The sequence below is a fragment of the Pedobacter sp. UBA4863 genome, assembly GCF_002399615.1.
GTDB lineage: Bacteria > Bacteroidota > Bacteroidia > Sphingobacteriales > Sphingobacteriaceae > Pedobacter.
The window spans coordinates 1-19,055 of record NZ_DHDZ01000019.1; the positions used below are offsets into that span (position 1 = coordinate 1).

The following is a 19,055-nucleotide window of genomic DNA, read 5'->3' on the forward strand; positions in this document are numbered from 1 at the left end:
TTATTGATAATGCACTACGGGTGTAGTTTAATTTAAAGCTCCCTAATCCAAATGTTTCTAAAGCTAATGGGTTCGCTAGGGTCGCCATGATCTTGCAATTTAATTGGAGTAGCGCCATGAGCTTTTTTGTAAGATGCCCTGCCGATGTATTGTGTTGGGCCTTCTAAAGTAATGTTGTTTTGTACCAATACGCCATTAAAAAAAGCAGTAACTCTAGCAGGAGATTTTAATGAACCATCGGTGTTGAAAGTAGGAGCTGTCCAAATTACATCGTAAGTTTGCCATTCACCGGGTTTTTTGTTGGCATTTGCCAGTGGAATAAACTGTTTGTAGATACTGCCCGCTTGTCCATTTACGTAAGTATCGTTGTTGTAATTGTCTAGAATTTGTAGTTCATAACCTTCATCGCCACTACCTGTAGAGGCTAAAAACAAGCCGCTGTTACCTCTGGCTTGCCCTTTACCCGTAATGTTAGCGGGTATTTTCCATTCTAAGTGGAGTTGGTAATTTAAAAAAGATTTTTTGGTTTCGATATTGCCTGTTCCTTTTTTCACGGTGAAAGCGCCATCGGCAATAGTCCATGGTGCAGGTTTGGTTTTGTCTTTTACCGAAACCCATTGGTCTAAATTTTTTCCATCAAAAAGGATCATGGCATCAGAAGGCGCATCTGAAAATGTTTTGCCTGGTGTTACTTTAGGGGGTATTGGTTTATAAAATTCGGTGTCTTCTGGTTTTTGCGCCTTGGCCTGTAGTATAATTAATGGTAAAGCGGTTAATAATATGAGTTGTTTCATTGTTTTGAAGAATTGTTAGTAGTGCAATTTAACAAATAGGTTAGCATAAATTAAATTTTTATTTTAGTGCCAATGAAGGGCTTGCTTACCGTAACTGCATTTATTTTGTTTACAGAGGGTAGAGGGTTTATCTATTGGTTAGAAAAACATTTGTGGGCTTGCCCATTTAAAAATTTAACTGGTATAGATTGTCCGGGCTGCGGTTTACAACGCTCTTTTGTAGCGCTTTTAAAGGGCGATGTGCTGGTTTCGATAAAATTATACCCGCCTACTTTAGTGCTCTTGGCATTGGTGCTTTTTACGTTAATGCATTTAAAATTTGAGTTTAAAAGTGGAGCGCTAATTATTAAAGCACTGTATATATGCGCTACCGCCATTATTATAATTAACTATATTTATAAAGTTTATTACCAACAATTATTTTAAAGAAGTATGTCAGCAGAGCAAGTGCCCAACAATTCCGGGTCGGGGCAACAGGCTAATCAGCCGTTTAATCAAACAAATCAGTTTCAGCAGCAAGGTGCGGGTTTTGGGTTTGGGGGTATGCAACAAGCATTGCCCAATGCAACAGCGGTATTGGTTTTAGGTATATTATCTATTGTAACCTGTTGTTGTTTTTATGGTGCAATTAGTTTGGTTTTGGCCATTATTGCCCTAGTATTGGCTAAAAAAGATAAAGTGCTGTATTTTGCTAATACTGGTTTTTATACCGAGAGTTCTTACAAAAACCTAAATGCAGGAAGAGTTTGCGCTATTATAGGCTTGGTTTTCGGGATCCTTATCGTTATTGCATTGATTGTATTTGTATCGGTATTTGGCTTCGAAATGCTTTCGGATCAAGAGGCACTGAAAGAATGGGTAGAACAGATGCAAAACCAACAAATTTAAAAATATTGGAACAGCAGCGCTAAAATTTGGTGGCGCTGCCGTTTTATACTGCTTTTAATACCTTTTCTTCGGTTTTAACTAGCTGTTTCATTTTTAAGTTGCCATTGTATTGTGCGCCCAGTTCAATCTCTAATGTTTCGGTATTGATGTCGCCATTTACTATTCCTGTTTTCTTAATTTCTAATTGCAGGGCTGTTACATTTCCGCTGATGGTGCCATAAATAATGGCCGATTTGGTTTTTATATTACCAATAATAACTCCTTTGTCGCCTAAAATTACGCCACCATCGGTTGTTATATTTCCGGTTACTTTTCCATCTATTCTAATTACTGATTTGCCGTTAATTTCGCCAACAATTTCATAGCCTGGGCCAATTAGCGTGGTTATTTCTTGTTGATTTAAATCTAGTGATTTAGCTCCTTTGTTTTTTTTGAACATTCTATTCGAGGGTTAGGTATGACTTAGGGTTTACAATTTTTCCATTTTTATGTACTTCATAATGTAGGTGTGGCCCGGTCGATCTGCCTGTAGAACCAATTTTTCCGATAATATCGCCGGCAACCACTTTTTGGCCTTGCTTTACGGCTATTTTAGAAAGATGGCCATAATAGGTTTCGTAGCCATTGCCATGGTTAACAATTACTACGTTGCCATAACCGCCTTTACGGTTTGCAAATTTAATGGTGCCACTGGCCGTGGTTTTTACCAATTCGCCATGTTTTCCTTTAATGTCTAAACCTTTGTGCCTTTCAATGCTTTCGCCAGTAAAGGGATTTTCGCGGTGGCCGTAGTTAGAACTAATGCGGCCTTTGTGCGGATAGCCCATTGGGGTAAAACCCACTAAATGTATCATTCGCTTTAAATATTCTTCATAGAAGCTGCCAATTTCCTCTGCCGAGCCCATTTCGTTATCGGTTTCTCCGCCTTGGTTTTTAGGCAGAGGTTTTAAGCCTCTAGCTTTAAGGTATTTGTTAATTGTTTTAAGTTTATCGTCTATAGAAAGGTAATGTTTCTTTATGGTAGAGGTGTCTATTTGTACTATTTCGTTTTTGTGTTTCTCTACTAGTGCAACTAAGTTTTTATTGGATTGCTGCATTTCGGCTTTGCTTTTTGCGAGCTGCAAAATGGTAATCAGCAAGACACAAAATAGCATGATGAGGCTCGCTACAAATTTTTTCCAATGCTTTAGGTAATAGGTGCTAATTTGTACGGGCTTGCTATAGTTTTGATCTTTATTAAGAAAGATGACGGTTGTTTTATCCTTCTTTTTTGACATATATAATTTATAGTTTGTTTATGTTTGGTGAACAAATATATGATTTTCAGAGATATAAGGAATTGTGGCCTAATATCATTTTATTGTTAAAACTATTTGTAATAACGCTGAATAAGCGAAATAATATACAAAATGCTTATTTTTGCAAGCACATTTAAAAAATAGATATGTATCCAGAATATTTAGTAGCGCCCATGCGTGCCGAGTTGACAAACGTTGGTTTTGATGAGTTGAAAACCGCTGAAGAGGTTGATGCTGCCATTAAGGGCGAAGGAACCGTATTTGTAGTAGTAAATTCTGTATGTGGTTGTGCGGCAGCCAATGCTCGTCCGGCGGCTAAATTGGCGGCAGCTAATGTAAAGCACCCAGATAAATTAGTCACTGTTTTTGCGGGTATGGAAAAAGATGCGGTAGATAGGGCTAGGTCTTATATGATGCCTTTTCCTCCGTCTTCGCCATCAATGGCATTGTTTAAAGATGGTAAGTTGGTACATATTGTAGAACGCCATCAAATTGAAGGTAGGCCTGCACAAATGATTGCCGAAAACTTAATTGGCGCTTTTGATCAGTATTGCTAGTTAATTTAATAGAATAAAGAAAAAAAGGAAGGACAAGGTCGATAAAGGCTTTGTCCTTTTTGTTTAACCACAAAGACACGAAGAACACAAAGCAATTGGCTGTTTTTAAAAAATGATGCCTTTGGCAGAGCTAAACAGTTAACCAAACCTTACAATATTCAATTTTCCAACAATTTTGTACCTTTAGCTTGTGTAAACCAATAAACTAATCGCTGTCTTTTGAAACTCAAATACGTTTTTTATCTCTGGTGCTTATGTTTACCGTTAGTTTCCTTGGCGCAGTACGAAAATCTGTTACACAAGCCTTACAAGGAAAAGGTAAATGGTGTCCATGCCATGTACCAAGATCTGATAGGTATATCAGACTCTACGCAACGGGCTAAAAAAGCAGATGAGATAAAAGCCTTCGCCCGAAAACATAAAGACCGGGGCTTAGAATTAGAAGTGCATTTTTTTCAAGTTTTTTGGAATGCTTTTTATCAAAATCAACCTAAGAAATTAGCAATTAACGAGTTAAAAGAGCAGTTGAGCGTAGTAAGTAAAGAGAATATCTATTTTTTAAAATCACGTGCTTTAAGAGCCTTGGCCGAATTTTATTGGAAAAAGGAACAAAATTACGAGCTTGCTTTTGAGCAATATTTGTTATTAGATAAGGAGTTGGCTACCATAAAACCTAGCGATTATCCTGAAATGGCAAGGGATTTAATGCAGATTGGCCAAGCTTATTATTTTTTTCAGGATTATGCACTTGCCGTAACATACTTTAAAAAAGCTATACAACTGCCCGAAAATACTTTCAATGCAATGGTGCTAAATGATGCGAGGAATACACTGGGCTTGTGCTACCAACAACTCAATAACCTTGATAGTGCCGATTATTACTTTAAAGAAGTACAGAAAACTACCTTTCCCGATGCTATGGTATGGAAAAGGATAGCAATAGGTAATTTGGGTAATAGTATGTATCTGCGTAAGCAGTATGATAAAGCCATCCCCTTATTGGAAATAGATTTTAACGGTGCTGTAGTCGAAAACGATTATGGCTGTGCTGCCGGAGCTTCTATTTTGTTGGCCGATATTTACAGAGACAAAGGAAATTTGGGAAAGGCTGGGGAGTTTATTGAGCAAGCAAAGTATCATGTCAAAAAAGCTGGACAGCCCGACCGTTTGCGTCTTTTGTATCCCGTTATGAGTAAATGGTACGCTGCTATGGGCAATACGGAAAAATCTAAACAATATATCGATTCATCGGTAGTTGCATTTAACAGATATAATGAAAAATTTAGTGCGCTAAAAGTGTTAAGAGCACAGCAAAAGGTTGATAGGCAGAAAGAACAATTACAATTAGCCGATAAGCAACGGAAGATAATTGAACGCAATCTAATGATTGCCATTGTCATAGGCTTGTGCGTGGTTTTGGTACTCGGTTATCTTGTTTTGAAAAGAAGACAACAAGCTATCGAGATAGCAAAACTGAAGGTAGAAACAGAACTTAAAAAAGCCCAGGACGCAATCAATCTCTTTATTTATAAAATTAATGAGCAAAGCAAGATCACCGAAAAATTTAGCGACGAACTGAAAAAGCTAAAAAGTTCTGAAACAGAAGAGCGTATATTGTTGGAAAAAACGGTAACAGAACTTAGAGCTACTAAAATATTAACGGATGAGGATTGGATTGGTTTTCAAAAACATTTTGCGAAGATTTATCCTAATTTCATCAAAAGCCTAAAGATAGATTATCCTACCATTACCGAAGCCGAACTACGTTACCTCATGCTTTCTAAGTTACAGTTATCGCACAAGGAAATGGCACAGGCTCTGGGTATTTCTCCAGATGCTGTTCGTGTTACATGGAACAGGGTACGTAAAAAAATGGGCGGCACACTTAATGATACGCCACAGAGTTTGGTAGGGAATGTAGTTTCTTAAAGGAGGTATTTAACAGTACCTCGTTTTTTTATCATTCAAGCCCTTTTTAGGGGTATTGGGTGCAGTTGTTACGCTTTTGTTACGGCTGTTTTTAAACGCTGTAAAGTAGGTTAATGTAATTTTCGGGCTGATATTCATTTAAATCAGTTCGTATGCAAAAAGCGTTATCCTTTTTATTACTCGCATTTCTATTTTCAATATTTACTGTGTCGGCCCAAACCCCCGATGCCAATGGCATTGTTTACGTAACAGAAAACGGCACAGGCAATGGCTCAAGTTGGGGAAGTGCTACCAATAATTTACAAGGTGCTATTAATGCCTCGGGTACTAGCAAAGTGTTTGTAGCCGTTGGGAATTACCCATCGCCAACCAATGGTTTTGTAATGAAAAACAATGTGGAAATCTATGGCGGTTTTAATCTCGGAGCCGGCATTACCACTTTGGCGCACAACCGTATTATGCCAACAGAAACCACAGAAGCTACTGTTTTGAACGGAGATGGAGACAGGCGTGTTATTTATAATGATAATAACGGACTAAGTAGTTCGGCTGTTTTAGATGGGTTTACCATAAAAGGAGGCACTGCCAGAACGATGATTGGTTTGGGCGATACCGGAGGAGGTATATTTAATTATTATTCTTCTCCAACTTTACGCAATTTGGTTGTCAAATCGGGTTATGCGGCCACTGCCGGAGGCGGGATTGCCAATATTAATTCATCAAGTGTAATCAGTAATACATCATTTTTAAGTAATTCCTCAGATAAAGGAGGTGCTGTTTACAATCAATATGCTAATGCTGTCTTTAATAATGTGATTTTTAAAAGCAATTCTTCGTCTGCTGGAGGTTCGGCTATCTATACTAACGGCGGAACCGCTACCGTTACCAATGCGCTGATAACAGGCAACTATCAAAATTTTGCTGTTGTAAGCACAGGGAGCGCAACCACCACATTAAATAATGTAACCATAGCTAAAAATATCCAAGCCGGGACTATTTTGCAGATACTCAACAGTGGATATATAACCGCTAATAATTCTATTATTTTTGGAGGTGTTCAGGCCAACAACGGCGGTTATACGTCTCAGAATACCTATAGAAAAGACCTTGTCAGTGTGGAAGATGACCCGATGCTCGCCGAAATTTTTGTCAATGCGTCCACAGGCGATTTCCGCTTAAAACCACATCCCGATTTCATCAACAAGGGTAGCAATGCGTTGTTCCCATTGTTAGATGCCAATACCAAAGATTTGGCGGGCAGCCCCCGGCTTGTAGGCGCTACCATAGATTTGGGAGCGTATGAATACATCATTGTTCCCGATGCCAACGGCATTGTTTATGTAACCCCAAATGGCTCGGGCAACGGCTCAAGCTGGAGCAATGCTACCAGCTATTTACAGGGAGCTATTGATGCAGCAGGCGCACAGCAGGTATATGTAGCTGTTGGAGATTACAGCGTAGGCACATCATCGTTCGTTATGAAAAACGGTGTGAAGATATACGGCGGTTTCGACCCCGAAAACAATAATACCTCATTTGCAAACCGTATAAAACCTACCGAAACCGTAAGAGGCTCTGTTTTAAGCGGAATGGGCACAAGACCTGTGATATGGAACGACAACAACGGACTGACCAATACCGCCGTTCTGGACGGATTTACCATCATAGCCGGTTATACAACTAGTATTAATAGCGGTGCAGGCATTACCAACAAAGGCGTTTCACCAACATTCAGTAATCTGGTGATCAAGGATAATTATGGAAACGCAACAATGGCCGCCGGTGGAATGTATAACTACCAGTCATCGCCTGTGGTAAGCAATACCTTGTTTATCAATAACCAAAGCGATTATTACGGCGGAGCGGTTGTAAATCACTCAACCGGGCTGCCTGCATTTACCAATGTTACCTTTAAAGGCAACAAGGCACCAACAGGGGCGGCAGTGTTTAATTATTTAGGTGCCACCGCAGAGTTTACCAACGTATTGATGACGGGCAATACGGGCAATGATGTTATCAATACAGATGCCCAGGCAGGTTTGGCTATGACTTTGATTAATGCCACCATTGCCGATAATTATAATGCCAGCGCACAGCTTTCTATGGTTACTGTCGAGCTTTTTTCAAAGCTGAATGTCAGGAATTCTATTATAATGCAAACAACGGTGGGTGCGGGAACAGTTTCGGCACAAAATTCCCTCGTAAGAAATTTCAGTAATACTACAAATGGAAATATCGATGCAACAAACATTTCCGCAACAGATATTTTCTCCAATCCCTCAGCAGGCGATTATAGCTTAAAGCTTTCTCCGGTTATCAACAAAGGAAACAATGCACTGTTTTCGGGCTTGGATGCCAACACCAAAGATTTGGTAGGTAATGCCCGTTTGGTAGGGACTACCATAGATTTGGGCGCTTATGAATATCCATACAGTATCTTGCCTGATGCCAATGGTACAATATATGTAAGGCAGGTTGCCTTGGGAACAAAAGACGGCAGTAGCTGGGACAATGCCACCAACGATTTGCACAATGCCATACAGGCAAACGGGGCACAAAAGGTTTTTGTGGCAACAGGTACTTACTATGTAGGCGACAACAGCTTTGTGATGAAAAACGGCGTGGAGATATACGGCGGTTTCGACCCTGCCAACAACATCAAAACCCTTGCCAACAGGCGCATAATGCCCGATGCTTCCAACAGCTTGCTAGGCAGCATTCTCAACGGGCAAAGTACACGTCCCGTTATCTGGAATTTTAACAACGGGCTAAACGCCACGGCGGTGCTGGACGGCTTTACCATCACCGCTGGTAGCGGCGCAAGCGGTGCAGGCATTTATAACGCAGGCGCATCGCCCACCTTGCGCAATTTGGTTATCCGCAACAACACGGCAAGTGTAAGCGGCGGCGGTATGTTCAACTACGGCTCAAGCCCTACAATTACCAATACGGTTTTCAAAACCAATTCGGCATCCAGCACATCGGGCGGTACGGTATATGGCGGAGCTGTCTATAATGCCAACGCATCGGCACCAGTGCTTACCAACGTTATTTTGTCGGGCAATTTGGTATCGTCATCAGGCTCAGAGAATGGCGCAGGTATTTATAACGACAACTCATCGCCAAAAATCTACAACAGTATCATTTGGGCAAACATAAAGCAATGGTCGGGAGCTGCCGCAGGGGCGGATATTCAAAACACAGGAAGCGGAACGGTAACGCTTAAAAACAGCATTGCCCAAACTTATACCACAGGCAACGCTGCCGACCTCAACAAAGTAGGCGTTAACCCTTTGTTTACCGATTTAAACAACGGCATTTATAGCTTGCAGGTGGCTTCGCCGGCAATAGGTGCGGGCAGTAACGCACTTTATACCGGCTTGGATGCCAGCTCTAAAGACTTGGCCGGAAATCCGCGTCTTTCAAGCTCAACCATAGATATAGGCGCTTACGAATACCAGCTAAACATTACGCCCGATGCCAACGGTATTGTTTATGTAAAAGCAACTGCAACAGGCAGTGGAAACGGAAACAACTGGGCAAATGCTACCGGCTTGTTGCAGGATGCCATTAACACTACGGGCGTACAAAAAGTTTATATAGCAACAGGAAACTACAATGTAGGTAGCAACAGCTTTGTAATGAAAAACGGCGTAGAAATATACGGTGGGTTTAATCCCGTTGGCAATACTACCGATTGGGATACCCGTACTTTACCAAACAAGGGAACGGGCGATGGCACTGTTTTGAATGGGGAAAACAGAAGATGTGTTATCTATAATTTGTTTACTTCGGGGACAGCTTTAAATAGCACCGCAGTATTGGATGGTTTTACCATTATGAACGGTAGTGGCACCAGCGGTGCAGGTATCTACAATTATTATGCTTCGCCAACATTGCGGAACCTCGTTGTCCGCAACAACACGGCAACAACAGCAGGCGGCGGTATTTACAATAATTTATCATCGGCTATCAACCTGAGCAATGCCGTTATTAAAAACAACACCGCACAATACGGAGGCGGAATTTACAACAACAGTTCGGCATCGGTGCTCACCAATGTAAGCATAACCGGCAACAGTGCAACGCTTGCCGCCACGGGTGCGGGTGGAGGTGGAATTTTCAACGAAAATGCTAATCTTAAATTAACCAATGTGCTTATAGCTAATAACAGTAGCAGTGCTAAGGCGGGCGGTTTCCGCAACCTGTCGGGCAATCCGGTACTTACCAATGTTACTTTGGCAAACAACACCGCCACCACCAACTACACCGCCATAGAAATTGCAGGCGGAACACCGCAAATCAACAATACTGTTATTTATGGAACTATTTCGGGAACATATACTGCAGAATATTCGCTGGTGCAGGGTAATGCAGGTGGAACAAACGGCAACCTTAACGGAACAACCATTTTAGCCGATGCTGTTTTTAAAAATGCCCCGGGTGGAGATTACACGCTGAAAGACGGCTCGCCTGCTATTAATGTGGGAAATAGTGTCTTATATGCAGGTTTGGATGACAATACAACAGATTTGGCAGGAAAAGTAAGACTAATGGGCACTGCCATTGATTTGGGCGCTTATGAATATTTCGAAATTTCTCCCGATGCCAATGGAATTATCTATGTAAAAGAAACCGCCACAGGAAACAAAACCGGAAATAGTTGGGACAATGCCACCGATGATTTGCACAACGTCATTCACACCGCAGATGTGCAGAAAGTATTTGTCGCCATTGGTAATTACAATGTAGGCGCAAACAGTTTTGTAATGAAAAACAATGTAGAAATCTACGGCGGTTTCGACCCTGATAATGGCATCAAAACTTTGGCAGATGTCCGGATTTTACCCAATAAATCGGTTTCCGAAGGCTCTGTTTTAAATGGAGAAAATGCACGACCCGTAATTTGGAATGTTGAAAATACTGTAAGTAACACAGCTGTTTTAGATGGATTTACGATAAAAAATGGTACTACATCTGATAAGGGAGGCGGAATACGTAATATAGGTGCTTCGCCCGTTTACCGGAACTTGGTGGTAAAAAACAATACTGCTAACTCAGACGGAGGCGGAATATATGTATTCGGAGGCTCTCCTGTTTTTACGGATTTGGTTATACAGAACAATACTACCAGCCATTATGGAGGCGGTATTTACACCGGAAACGCATCTTCCCCTAAAATTACCAACGCTGTCATCAAAGGAAACAAAAGCTATGAAAGTGGCACAGGATTATGTAATGAAGGTAATTCTTCGCCTGTATTAACTAATGTTCTTTTTACCGGTAATTCTGCCGGCAATACCGGTACTGCCAATGCCGTTATAAGCAGATCGGGCTATGTAGAACTAAGAAATGTAACCATTGCAGATAACATCTCTGCCAATGGAGGTGTTAGGGCGCTTACAGCGCTTCCATTAAGCGGAGCGTCTATTGGGGTTTATAACTCTATTATTTTTGGAAGTATTTCGGATGATATCAGTATTAAACAATCTTTTTTACAGGGCAGTGACGATACCTCAAACGGCAATATCAACGCTACCGGAATTACCGAAGCCGATGTATTTACCAATCCTGCCGCAGGCGATTATACTTTAAAATCAAACGCTATTGCCATAGATGCAGGCGAAGAGGATTTTTACCCCGGATTGGATGCCAATACCAAAGATTTGGCAGGCAATGCAAGGGTTTATCAGTATAGTGGTGGCGGTGTGCTGGATTTGGGAGCTTACGAGAGTTCGCACAGCGCATTCCCTTATGTAGTTTTAACGCCCGATGCCAACGGCATTATCTATGTACAAGAAACTGCCACAGGTGATAAAAACGGAAGTTCTTGGGAAAACGCCACCAATAAATTTAAAAAATCAATCCGTGTGACAGGCGTACAGCAGGTGTGGGTAGCCACAGGTACTTACGCTGTAAACAATACCGAAATGAAAAACAACGTAGCCATTTACGGCGGTTTCGACCCCGATAACAACATCAAAACATTATCGGACACTCGTATTCTTCCAGTTTCTGGAGGAGTTGGAGGAGGCTTAGGCTCTGTTTTAAGCGCCCAAAATGCTGGGGCGGTCATCTCCAACAACAATAACGGTGTAAACAATACAGCTATTTTAGACGGATTTACGCTTACAGACGGAAAAAACAGCACAGGAGCAGGGATGTACAACAACGGCACATCGCCAACTTTGCGCAACTTGTGGATAAAAGCAAATACCGCAACATCAGACGGTGGTGGTATGTACAATATCAATTCGGCTTCGCCCGTAATGAGCAACGTAACCCTATCCGATAATAGGGCAAACTACGCTGGCGGTATTTTCAACCGCAACAGCTCATCGCCTGTAATGACCAACGTTGTCATCAAAAACAACATTGCCAATAACGACGGTGGCGGTATGTATAACGATGTTTCTGCTTCGCCCGTAATGACCAACATAAAAATTATCGAAAACTCTGCCCAAAATGGTGCCGGAATGTACAACCGTACCAATTCTTCGCCTGTTTTGGTAAATGCTTTAATAGCCGATAATAGCGCAACCGGCAATGGTGGGGCAATAAGAAACGATGCGAATTCTTCGCCATCGTTAACCAACGCTACCGTGGTAGGCAACACAGGCTCAACTACGTTGTTTGCACCTAGCGGAACCACCTCCTTTGCCAATTCTATTGTTTACGGAACAGTTATTTCGGGGACATATACCGCCCAATATTCGTTGGTGCAGGGTTCATCGGCCACTGCTAATGGTAATATAGATGCAGCCGGAATTACCACAAACAATGTTTTTACAAATCCATCGGCAAGAGACTATACTTTAAAGCCCACTTCGCCTGTACTTAACAAAGGAAGCAAAGCCTTATTTACAGGTTTAGATACCAACACCAAAGATTTGGCCGGAAATGCAAGGGTTTACAATTCGGGTGTGATAGATTTAGGCGCTTACGAATATCAGGGCGAAAGCACATTGCCCGTAACTTTGGTAAACTTTACCGCCAAAGCCGATGGCAACCACGCCAAACTGCAATGGCAAACCGCCAGCGAAACCAACAACAAAGGTTTTGAGATTTACAGAGCAGAAAGCGGAAAGCAAAAAGCAGAAAGCTCGGAGAACTTAACGTTTATAAAAATAGGCGAGGTGCCCGCCACTTTCAACACTTCACTTTCCACTTTCCACTATACCTACACCGATAAAACCCCTGCCAACGGCAATAACTATTACAAATTAGTACAAATAGATAATGACGGTAAAACCACCGATTTGGGTGTAAGAACGGTAAATTTTGGTCTTCCGACATCGGACATCCGACTTTACCCCAACCCCACTACCGATGTATTTACCGCCACCGTTGCAACAGGCATTTTCAGCCAATTGCAAGTCGTTGATTTAAATGGCAGGGTATTACAAAAAATGAGTATCAGTGAAAAGGAAAACAGTAAAACCGTTTCTTTGGGTGCATATCCGGCAGGGGTATACATCATAACATTAAATGGCAATGAAAAAACAGAAAGCAGAAAAGTGATTAAGAAGTAGGAACAAACCACAAATATTTAAATACTTCGTGTTCTTGGTGTCTTTCCCGAATGATTGGGACAAATCGTGGTTTAAAAAACAATACAATATGAAAAACCTCATCCATAAAGCCTGTGCCATTGGTGTAATCTATGCCATCACAACAATCACAGCCAAAGCCCAAACCCCCGATGCCAATGGCATTGTTTATGTGAATATTAATGTTTCGGGAGGCAATGGAAGCGGCGATAGCTGGCCAAATGCCACTACTAATCTACAAAGTGCAATTAATGCTAATGGGACACAAAGGGTTTTTGTAGCCATTGGAACTTACGATGTCCCATCACCTAGCAGTTTTGTGATGAAAGAAGGTGTGAAAATCTATGGTGGTTTTGATCCGGATAACGATATCAAAGAGTTATCTCACGCTAGAATAATGCCCAATGCAGCCAATTTACAGGGCTCTATCTTAAACGGGAAAAATGAACGGCCCATCATTTGGAATTTCGATAACGGGTTAACCTCTGCTGCAATACTTGATGGTTTTACGCTTACCAAAGGGAAATCAACCACCGCTTCATCTGGAGGGTGTATTTATAACAGAAATGTTTCGCCAATATTAAGTAATTTGGTTATTAAGGATAATACTGCTGTTAATGGTTCAGCCTTATATAATGAAAGTTCTGGTGCGTTATTATTAAATGTCGCCATAGTTGGAAATAAAGCAACTAATAATGGGGGGGCTATATATAATTATTCAGGTAATCCGGTACTAACTAATGTAACCATTGCCCGTAATACAGCAATAACAGGAAGCGCTATTTACGTTGTTGGTGGAGCGCCCCAATTGAATAATGCCATTGTTTTTGGCAGTATAAGCGGTAATTATACCTCACAATATTCTTTTATAGAAGGCAATATTAGTACAACAAACAACAATTTAAATGCCACTGGTATTTTGTCTGCTCACGTTTTTGTTAATCCTGCTAGTGGCAATTATAATTTGGTATCGGGCTCGGTGGCAATAGATAAGGGCAACAATACTTTATTTAGTGGTTTAAGTGGCGATACCAAAGATTTAGCAGGGCATCCACGAAATGCAGGCAGTAAAATAGATTTGGGCGCTTATGAGTTTTTTGCGCCTACGCCCGATGCCAAGGGTATTGTATATGTACGCACTACCGGCATAGGTTCTGGGAAAAGCTGGGCAGATGCCACCGGCGATTTGCATGCGGCGGTAAGTGCAATGGGGACACAGCAGGTTTGGGTAGAGAAAGGAATTTACGAAGTATCAGGCAGTAGTTTCGTAATGAAAAATGGTGTTGCTATTTACGGCGGTTTCGATCCTAATAATGGTATTGATGATTTGTTAGATGCTCGGATAATTGCTGCTAAGGGAAGTGTAATAGAAGGCTCTGTACTTAGCGGAAGAAACGAACGTCCTGTAATATGGAACTATGCTTCATCGGATAATCCGATAAATGCCACTGCCATATTAAACGGTTTTACCCTCACCGCAGGTGCAGGTGGCGGAGCGAATAGCAACGGCGGGGCAATGTATAATTCTTATGCATCACCCACATTGTCCAATTTGGTCATTAAAAATAATAAAGGGAATAAAGGTGCAGGTATGTACAACGAAAACCATTCTGCACCGTTGCTTACTTATTGTGTGTTTTTCGATAACCAAACTTATAATCTGGGTAGCGGTGGCGCAATGGCCAACGATAATTCCAATCCAAAATTGGTAAACTGCCTGATGTACAATAATACCGCTTATTTGGGAGGGGCTATATGTAACCTTATCAATGCTTATCCCAACTTAATCAATTGTACATTGGCAAACAATCACGCCGATGGTTATGGCGGTGCAATGAACAGTATGGCTTATTCTAATCCTAGCTTTGCAAACTGTATTGTATATGGTAATACGGCAAATAAAGGCGATAATGGTATTGTTAAGGATGTTTCTGTGGCCAACCCATTAGACTTTTTTAATGCCAGTTTAATACAGGGTGCAACCAATTTTGATGACAATGATAATATTTACTTCGCCGGACCTATTACCGATATTTTTAACGACCCGGCAAACAACGATTATGCCTTAAAAGTAGGTGGTCCCGCAATAAATATGGGCAGAAATATTTATCCCAATGGAGAGGGTATTACCATCGATTTGTTGGGTAGCCCACGCATACAGGGCAGTTCGGTAGATTTGGGTGTTTATGAAGCAGATGCCTGCGCTGTTACCTCGATACTTTATGTCGATGCAACAGTAAACGGCAACGGTAGCGGCCCAATTTGGTTAACACCAACTACGGGTAATGGTGCAAGTTGGGCAACAGCTTATAAAACGCTAAAAGATGCCTTGGATCTAGCTAGCCAATGTACAAATGTTACTGAAATAAGGGTAGCAGCAGGTACTTACTATCCTTCTGGTGCAGGTCTATATGCCAACCAACAAGATAAAACCTTTGCCATTACCCGCAGCAACCTTAAAATAACAGGGGGTTACAATGCAACTACCGGTATTAGGGATATTATGGCCAATCCAACCATTCTCAACGGCTCAACCGACCTCAATTATCATATTATGGTATTGGCCGATGTACCACTTACCGATAGTTTAATTATCGATGGTTTTACCCTGTTGGGCGCTAATGCCAATGGTAGTGGCACTGTTTCGGTAAATGGGCAAAATATTAGCCGAAATACAGGAGCAGGCATGTATATGATTAATGTAGGGAATAATGTGGTAGTACGCAACTGTACTTTTAGCAGTAATAGCGCTACACTTGGTGCTGCAATGTTTATGAGCAATGCTAATGCTGTAATTCAAAGTTGTTCCATTAAAAACAATACGGCTACGCAAAATGGCGGTGGCGTTTATCTCGAAAATTCAGGCACTATTTTTGGTAATACCGCCATTACCAACAATACAGCTGTTAGCGGTAGTGGATTATATTATAACAGTACCGCCCAAAACAGTGTATTTACCAATGTAACCATTGCAGGAAATGCCGTAAATGCGGTTAATGTTGCCGCAGGCAATCCTCAGTTTAATAATGCTATTGTTTGGGGCGGCATTTCAGGAACTTATACTGCTCAATATACTTTAATAGAGGCAAGTACTAATACCGATAATGGAAATATCAGCGCAGGTGTTTGGGCAGCAACCCATATTTTTGCCAATCCAAGCAGTGGTGATTATACCTTAAAATCATCATCCCCTGCTATTAATGTTGGTAGTAACACTTTGTCTCTTCCGTTTTTAGGTGGGGCAGGCGGTTTTGATCTGGCAGGTAATCCAAGAATATATAAGTATGCCAATAGCGGTATAATAGATTTGGGTGCTTATGAATACCAGGGTAATCCACCTGTGTTACCTGTAACCTTAGTAAGCTATACGGCAAAAGCCGATGGGCCCTATGCTAAGTTGCAATGGCAAATCACCAATGAAGTTAATAATAAAGGTTTTGAGATTTGGAGGAGTGAAGGGTTGAAAGGCAAGGAACAGGAAGATTTGGGGTTTGTAAAAATAGGAGAGGTGTGTAGTGGCGGTAATAATAGTAGCAATGGTAGTAGTCAAAGATCTTCCATCCCCCAGACCTCTATTTTTTACATCTTTACAGATAAAAACCCTGCCAACGGTAACAATTATTACAAACTAGTACAAATAGATAACGATGGAAAAACCACCGATTTGGGTGTAACAACAGTAACTTTCCGATTTGAATTTCCCACTTTCAATCTTTACCCCAACCCCACTGTAAACCAATTAACTGTTGCTTTCGAGGTAGCTAAATTTTCGCAATTAGAGTTGGTTGACCTAAGTGGGAAAGTATTACAGCGCATAGCGATAAAAGTAAACGAAAGCTGTAAACAGGTTTCATTGGGTGGATATCCGGCAGGAATGTATATCGTAGCACTAAGCGGAAAAGGCCAATATCAGAGCAGAAGAATAATAAAAAGATAAATCTATTACTAACACTAAATGAAAACAAAAATTACCCTTACTTTTATCGTTATTTTATGCGCCCTTTTTGGTGCAATTGCTCAAACACCCGGTACAGGTAACATACTATATGTAAATGTTGGTATTATAGGTGGTAACGGCAGTGGCGATAGCTGGGAAAATGCCATCCCACAACTGGCCGATGCCCTAAAGTATGCCAAACAGCAAAATAACTATACATCGGGCAACCCCTTAAAAATTTATGTAGCCAAAGGCACTTATACGCCCCTGTACAGCCCCGTAGATGGCGAAAATTTAGGTACTCCTCCTACGGATGCCAGAAGTGCTGCCTTTCTATTAGTGAAAAACGTACAATTATATGGTGGTTTCGACCCGGCTAGTGGCAATACCAATATCAATACACGCATACTTCCTTCGACTGGAGGAGGCTCTGTCCTCTCGGGCGATATTGATAACAATAGCATCTTAGATAATGGCAATGCCTACCACGTAGTAATTGCCGTAGGGGATTTGGATGCTGCTTTGATAGACGGCTTTAATGTAAACGATGGCTATGCAGATAATAGTACGGACTTCCCGATGATAAACAATGAATTCATATATCTGGATAGCGGGGCAGGTATGCTGGTTTCTGGCCTATTAACATTTTCTAATGAGCAAGCTAAAGTAGCGATAAACCAGTGCAGTTTTAGTAATAACTATGCCACTTATGTTGGTGGAGCAATGTTCAGTCAGCTTGCAACGGTTGATGTTCAAAACAGTAGCTTTCAAAACAACACTTGTGCAACCGATGCCGGAGGGATGTACAATACCGCCTCCGACCTTACTATCACTAACTGTACCTTTGATGGTAACTTAGCTATTGCAGGCAGAGGTGGCGCTATTTTTAACGATGGCGCATCGGTTATTGCCACTAACACTATTTTGAGCAACAATAAAGCCGGTACAGAAGGTGCAGGGTTGTATAACAGTAGTGCACCCACGGTCCAATTGAGCAATTGTACTATAAAGGGCAATCAGGCAGTTGCAAATGGCGGAGGTGTTTACAGCAACGGTTCGGGGCTTACATTAAATAATACAGCTATTACCAATAATACGGCAACCAATAAAGGTGGTGGTTTTTATTTTGATTCAGGTTTGCAAATTCCGGTATTTACTAACGTAACCATTGCCAATAATAATGCTGTTAATGGAAGTGCCGTATATGTCAACTCTGAATCGTTAATATTACAATATAGAAATGCCATTGTTTTTGGCGATGTCGATCCTAATTATAATGCACAATATTCGTTAATAGAAGGAAGTAACAATACTGCAAACAATAATTTAGATGCTACAGGAATTACATTGACAAATATTTTTAACAACCCAACAGCAGGCGACTATACGTTGTTATACAATTCGATAGCTATCAATGCAGGCAACAATACTTTATTTACGGGGCTGGATGTCAATACAAAAGACTTGAGTGGAAATCCACGTATTTATAACGGAGGTATTATTGATTTAGGCTCTTATGAATATCAAGGCAATTTGGCTGTATTACCTGTAACTCTGGTTAATTTTACAGCACACGCTGATGGCAATAAGACAAAACTGCAATGGCAAACCATTAATGAAGTTAACAATAAACAGTTTACAGTTTACCGCAGCGGCGATGAAGGAAAGTTTGTGAGGTTGCGGGAAGTAAATGGTAGTAGCGGTAGCAGTTATGGTTATGTCGATTATTCGCCATTAACGGGCAACAACTATTACAAGCTGGCGCAAATAGACAATGATGGAAAAACCACAGATTTAGGCGTTAGAATGGTCAGCTTTTCGCTTTCGGCTTTCAGCCTTCAGCTTTACCCCAATCCAACGGAAAATGAACTTAATGTGTCATTCTATGCTGGTAGTTTTTATATATTAGAAGTGGTAAATTTAAGTGGTAAGGTTTTTCAAAGTAATTCTATAAGTCCTTCAGATCACAGCAAGAAAATCTCTCTCATCAATTATCCTACTGGAGTATATTTTATAAGACTTATTGGAAAAGAAAACATTGAAAATAAAAAAATAATTAAAAGATAATTTTAATTAAATTGATATGTTTTAGCAATTTATTG

General features: G+C 41.0%; 10 protein-coding genes. 7 read left to right on the plus strand and 3 right to left on the minus strand.

What is annotated here, in order from left to right; all coding sequences use genetic code 11:
• Positions 1 to 32 precede the first annotated feature (32 nt).
• Entirely contained in the window at positions 33 to 794 is a 762-nt protein-coding gene (locus B3I52_RS03330) for a 3-keto-disaccharide hydrolase (RefSeq protein ID WP_293298711.1), read from the minus strand.
• Positions 795 to 866: 72 nt separating this feature from the next.
• Between B3I52_RS03330 and B3I52_RS03335 the strand changes: the two genes are divergently transcribed.
• Together B3I52_RS03335 and B3I52_RS03340 are read left to right on the plus strand one after the other, a co-directional pair.
• Positions 867 to 1,220, plus strand: a complete 354-nt coding sequence (locus tag B3I52_RS03335) for a DUF2752 domain-containing protein (protein WP_293298713.1) — start codon at positions 867 to 869, stop codon at positions 1,218 to 1,220.
• A gap of 6 nt (positions 1,221 to 1,226) precedes the next feature.
• The gene (locus tag B3I52_RS03340; protein ID WP_293298715.1) at positions 1,227 to 1,682 is read left to right on the plus strand and encodes a CCC motif membrane protein; all 456 of its coding nucleotides are present in this window, start codon (positions 1,227 to 1,229) and stop codon (positions 1,680 to 1,682) included.
• Positions 1,683 to 1,725: 43 nt separating this feature from the next.
• On the opposite strand, the gene B3I52_RS03345 is transcribed toward B3I52_RS03340, so the two are convergent.
• Together B3I52_RS03345 and B3I52_RS03350 are read right to left on the minus strand one after the other, a co-directional pair.
• Positions 1,726 to 2,121 carry a bactofilin family protein gene (locus tag B3I52_RS03345; RefSeq protein ID WP_293298718.1) on the minus strand — a complete coding sequence of 132 codons (396 nt, stop codon included), beginning with the start codon at positions 2,119 to 2,121 and terminating at the stop codon, positions 1,726 to 1,728.
• Between the two features lies 1 nt (position 2,122).
• Positions 2,123 to 2,959, minus strand: coding sequence for a M23 family metallopeptidase (locus B3I52_RS03350; protein ID WP_293298721.1), 837 nt, complete (start codon positions 2,957 to 2,959; stop codon positions 2,123 to 2,125).
• Positions 2,960 to 3,126: 167 nt separating this feature from the next.
• On the opposite strand from B3I52_RS03350, the gene B3I52_RS03355 reads away from it, so the two are divergent.
• From B3I52_RS03355 to B3I52_RS03375, 5 genes are all read left to right on the plus strand, one after another.
• Complete coding sequence (locus B3I52_RS03355) at positions 3,127 to 3,537, plus strand: BrxA/BrxB family bacilliredoxin (protein ID WP_293298724.1); 411 nt, start codon at positions 3,127 to 3,129, stop codon at positions 3,535 to 3,537.
• A gap of 273 nt (positions 3,538 to 3,810) precedes the next feature.
• On the plus strand, positions 3,811 to 5,466 hold the full coding sequence (locus tag B3I52_RS03360) for a tetratricopeptide repeat protein (RefSeq protein WP_293298727.1): 1,656 nt from the start codon (positions 3,811 to 3,813) through the stop codon (positions 5,464 to 5,466).
• Positions 5,467 to 5,618: 152 nt separating this feature from the next.
• On the plus strand, positions 5,619 to 12,998 hold the full coding sequence (locus B3I52_RS03365; RefSeq protein WP_293298729.1) for a T9SS type A sorting domain-containing protein: 7,380 nt from the start codon (positions 5,619 to 5,621) through the stop codon (positions 12,996 to 12,998).
• Positions 12,999 to 13,086: 88 nt separating this feature from the next.
• Positions 13,087 to 16,953 (plus strand): T9SS type A sorting domain-containing protein, encoded by a 3,867-nt coding sequence (locus B3I52_RS03370; protein WP_293298731.1) that lies wholly within the window; start codon positions 13,087 to 13,089, stop codon positions 16,951 to 16,953.
• A gap of 18 nt (positions 16,954 to 16,971) precedes the next feature.
• The gene (locus tag B3I52_RS03375) at positions 16,972 to 19,020 is read left to right on the plus strand and encodes a T9SS type A sorting domain-containing protein (protein ID WP_293298733.1); all 2,049 of its coding nucleotides are present in this window, start codon (positions 16,972 to 16,974) and stop codon (positions 19,018 to 19,020) included.
• Positions 19,021 to 19,055: the final 35 nt, after the last annotated feature.

Coding starts and splice junctions, on each gene's coding strand:
- B3I52_RS03330 (WP_293298711.1), bottom strand. CDS start 794: ATGAAACAACTCATATTATTAACCGCTTTACCATTAATTATACTACAG.
- B3I52_RS03335 (WP_293298713.1), top strand. CDS start 867: ATGAAGGGCTTGCTTACCGTAACTGCATTTATTTTGTTTACAGAGGGT.
- B3I52_RS03340 (WP_293298715.1), top strand. CDS start 1,227: ATGTCAGCAGAGCAAGTGCCCAACAATTCCGGGTCGGGGCAACAGGCT.
- B3I52_RS03345 (WP_293298718.1), bottom strand. CDS start 2,121: ATGTTCAAAAAAAACAAAGGAGCTAAATCACTAGATTTAAATCAACAA.
- B3I52_RS03350 (WP_293298721.1), bottom strand. CDS start 2,959: ATGTCAAAAAAGAAGGATAAAACAACCGTCATCTTTCTTAATAAAGAT.
- B3I52_RS03355 (WP_293298724.1), top strand. CDS start 3,127: ATGTATCCAGAATATTTAGTAGCGCCCATGCGTGCCGAGTTGACAAAC.
- B3I52_RS03365 (WP_293298729.1), top strand. CDS start 5,619: ATGCAAAAAGCGTTATCCTTTTTATTACTCGCATTTCTATTTTCAATA.
- B3I52_RS03370 (WP_293298731.1), top strand. CDS start 13,087: ATGAAAAACCTCATCCATAAAGCCTGTGCCATTGGTGTAATCTATGCC.
- B3I52_RS03375 (WP_293298733.1), top strand. CDS start 16,972: ATGAAAACAAAAATTACCCTTACTTTTATCGTTATTTTATGCGCCCTT.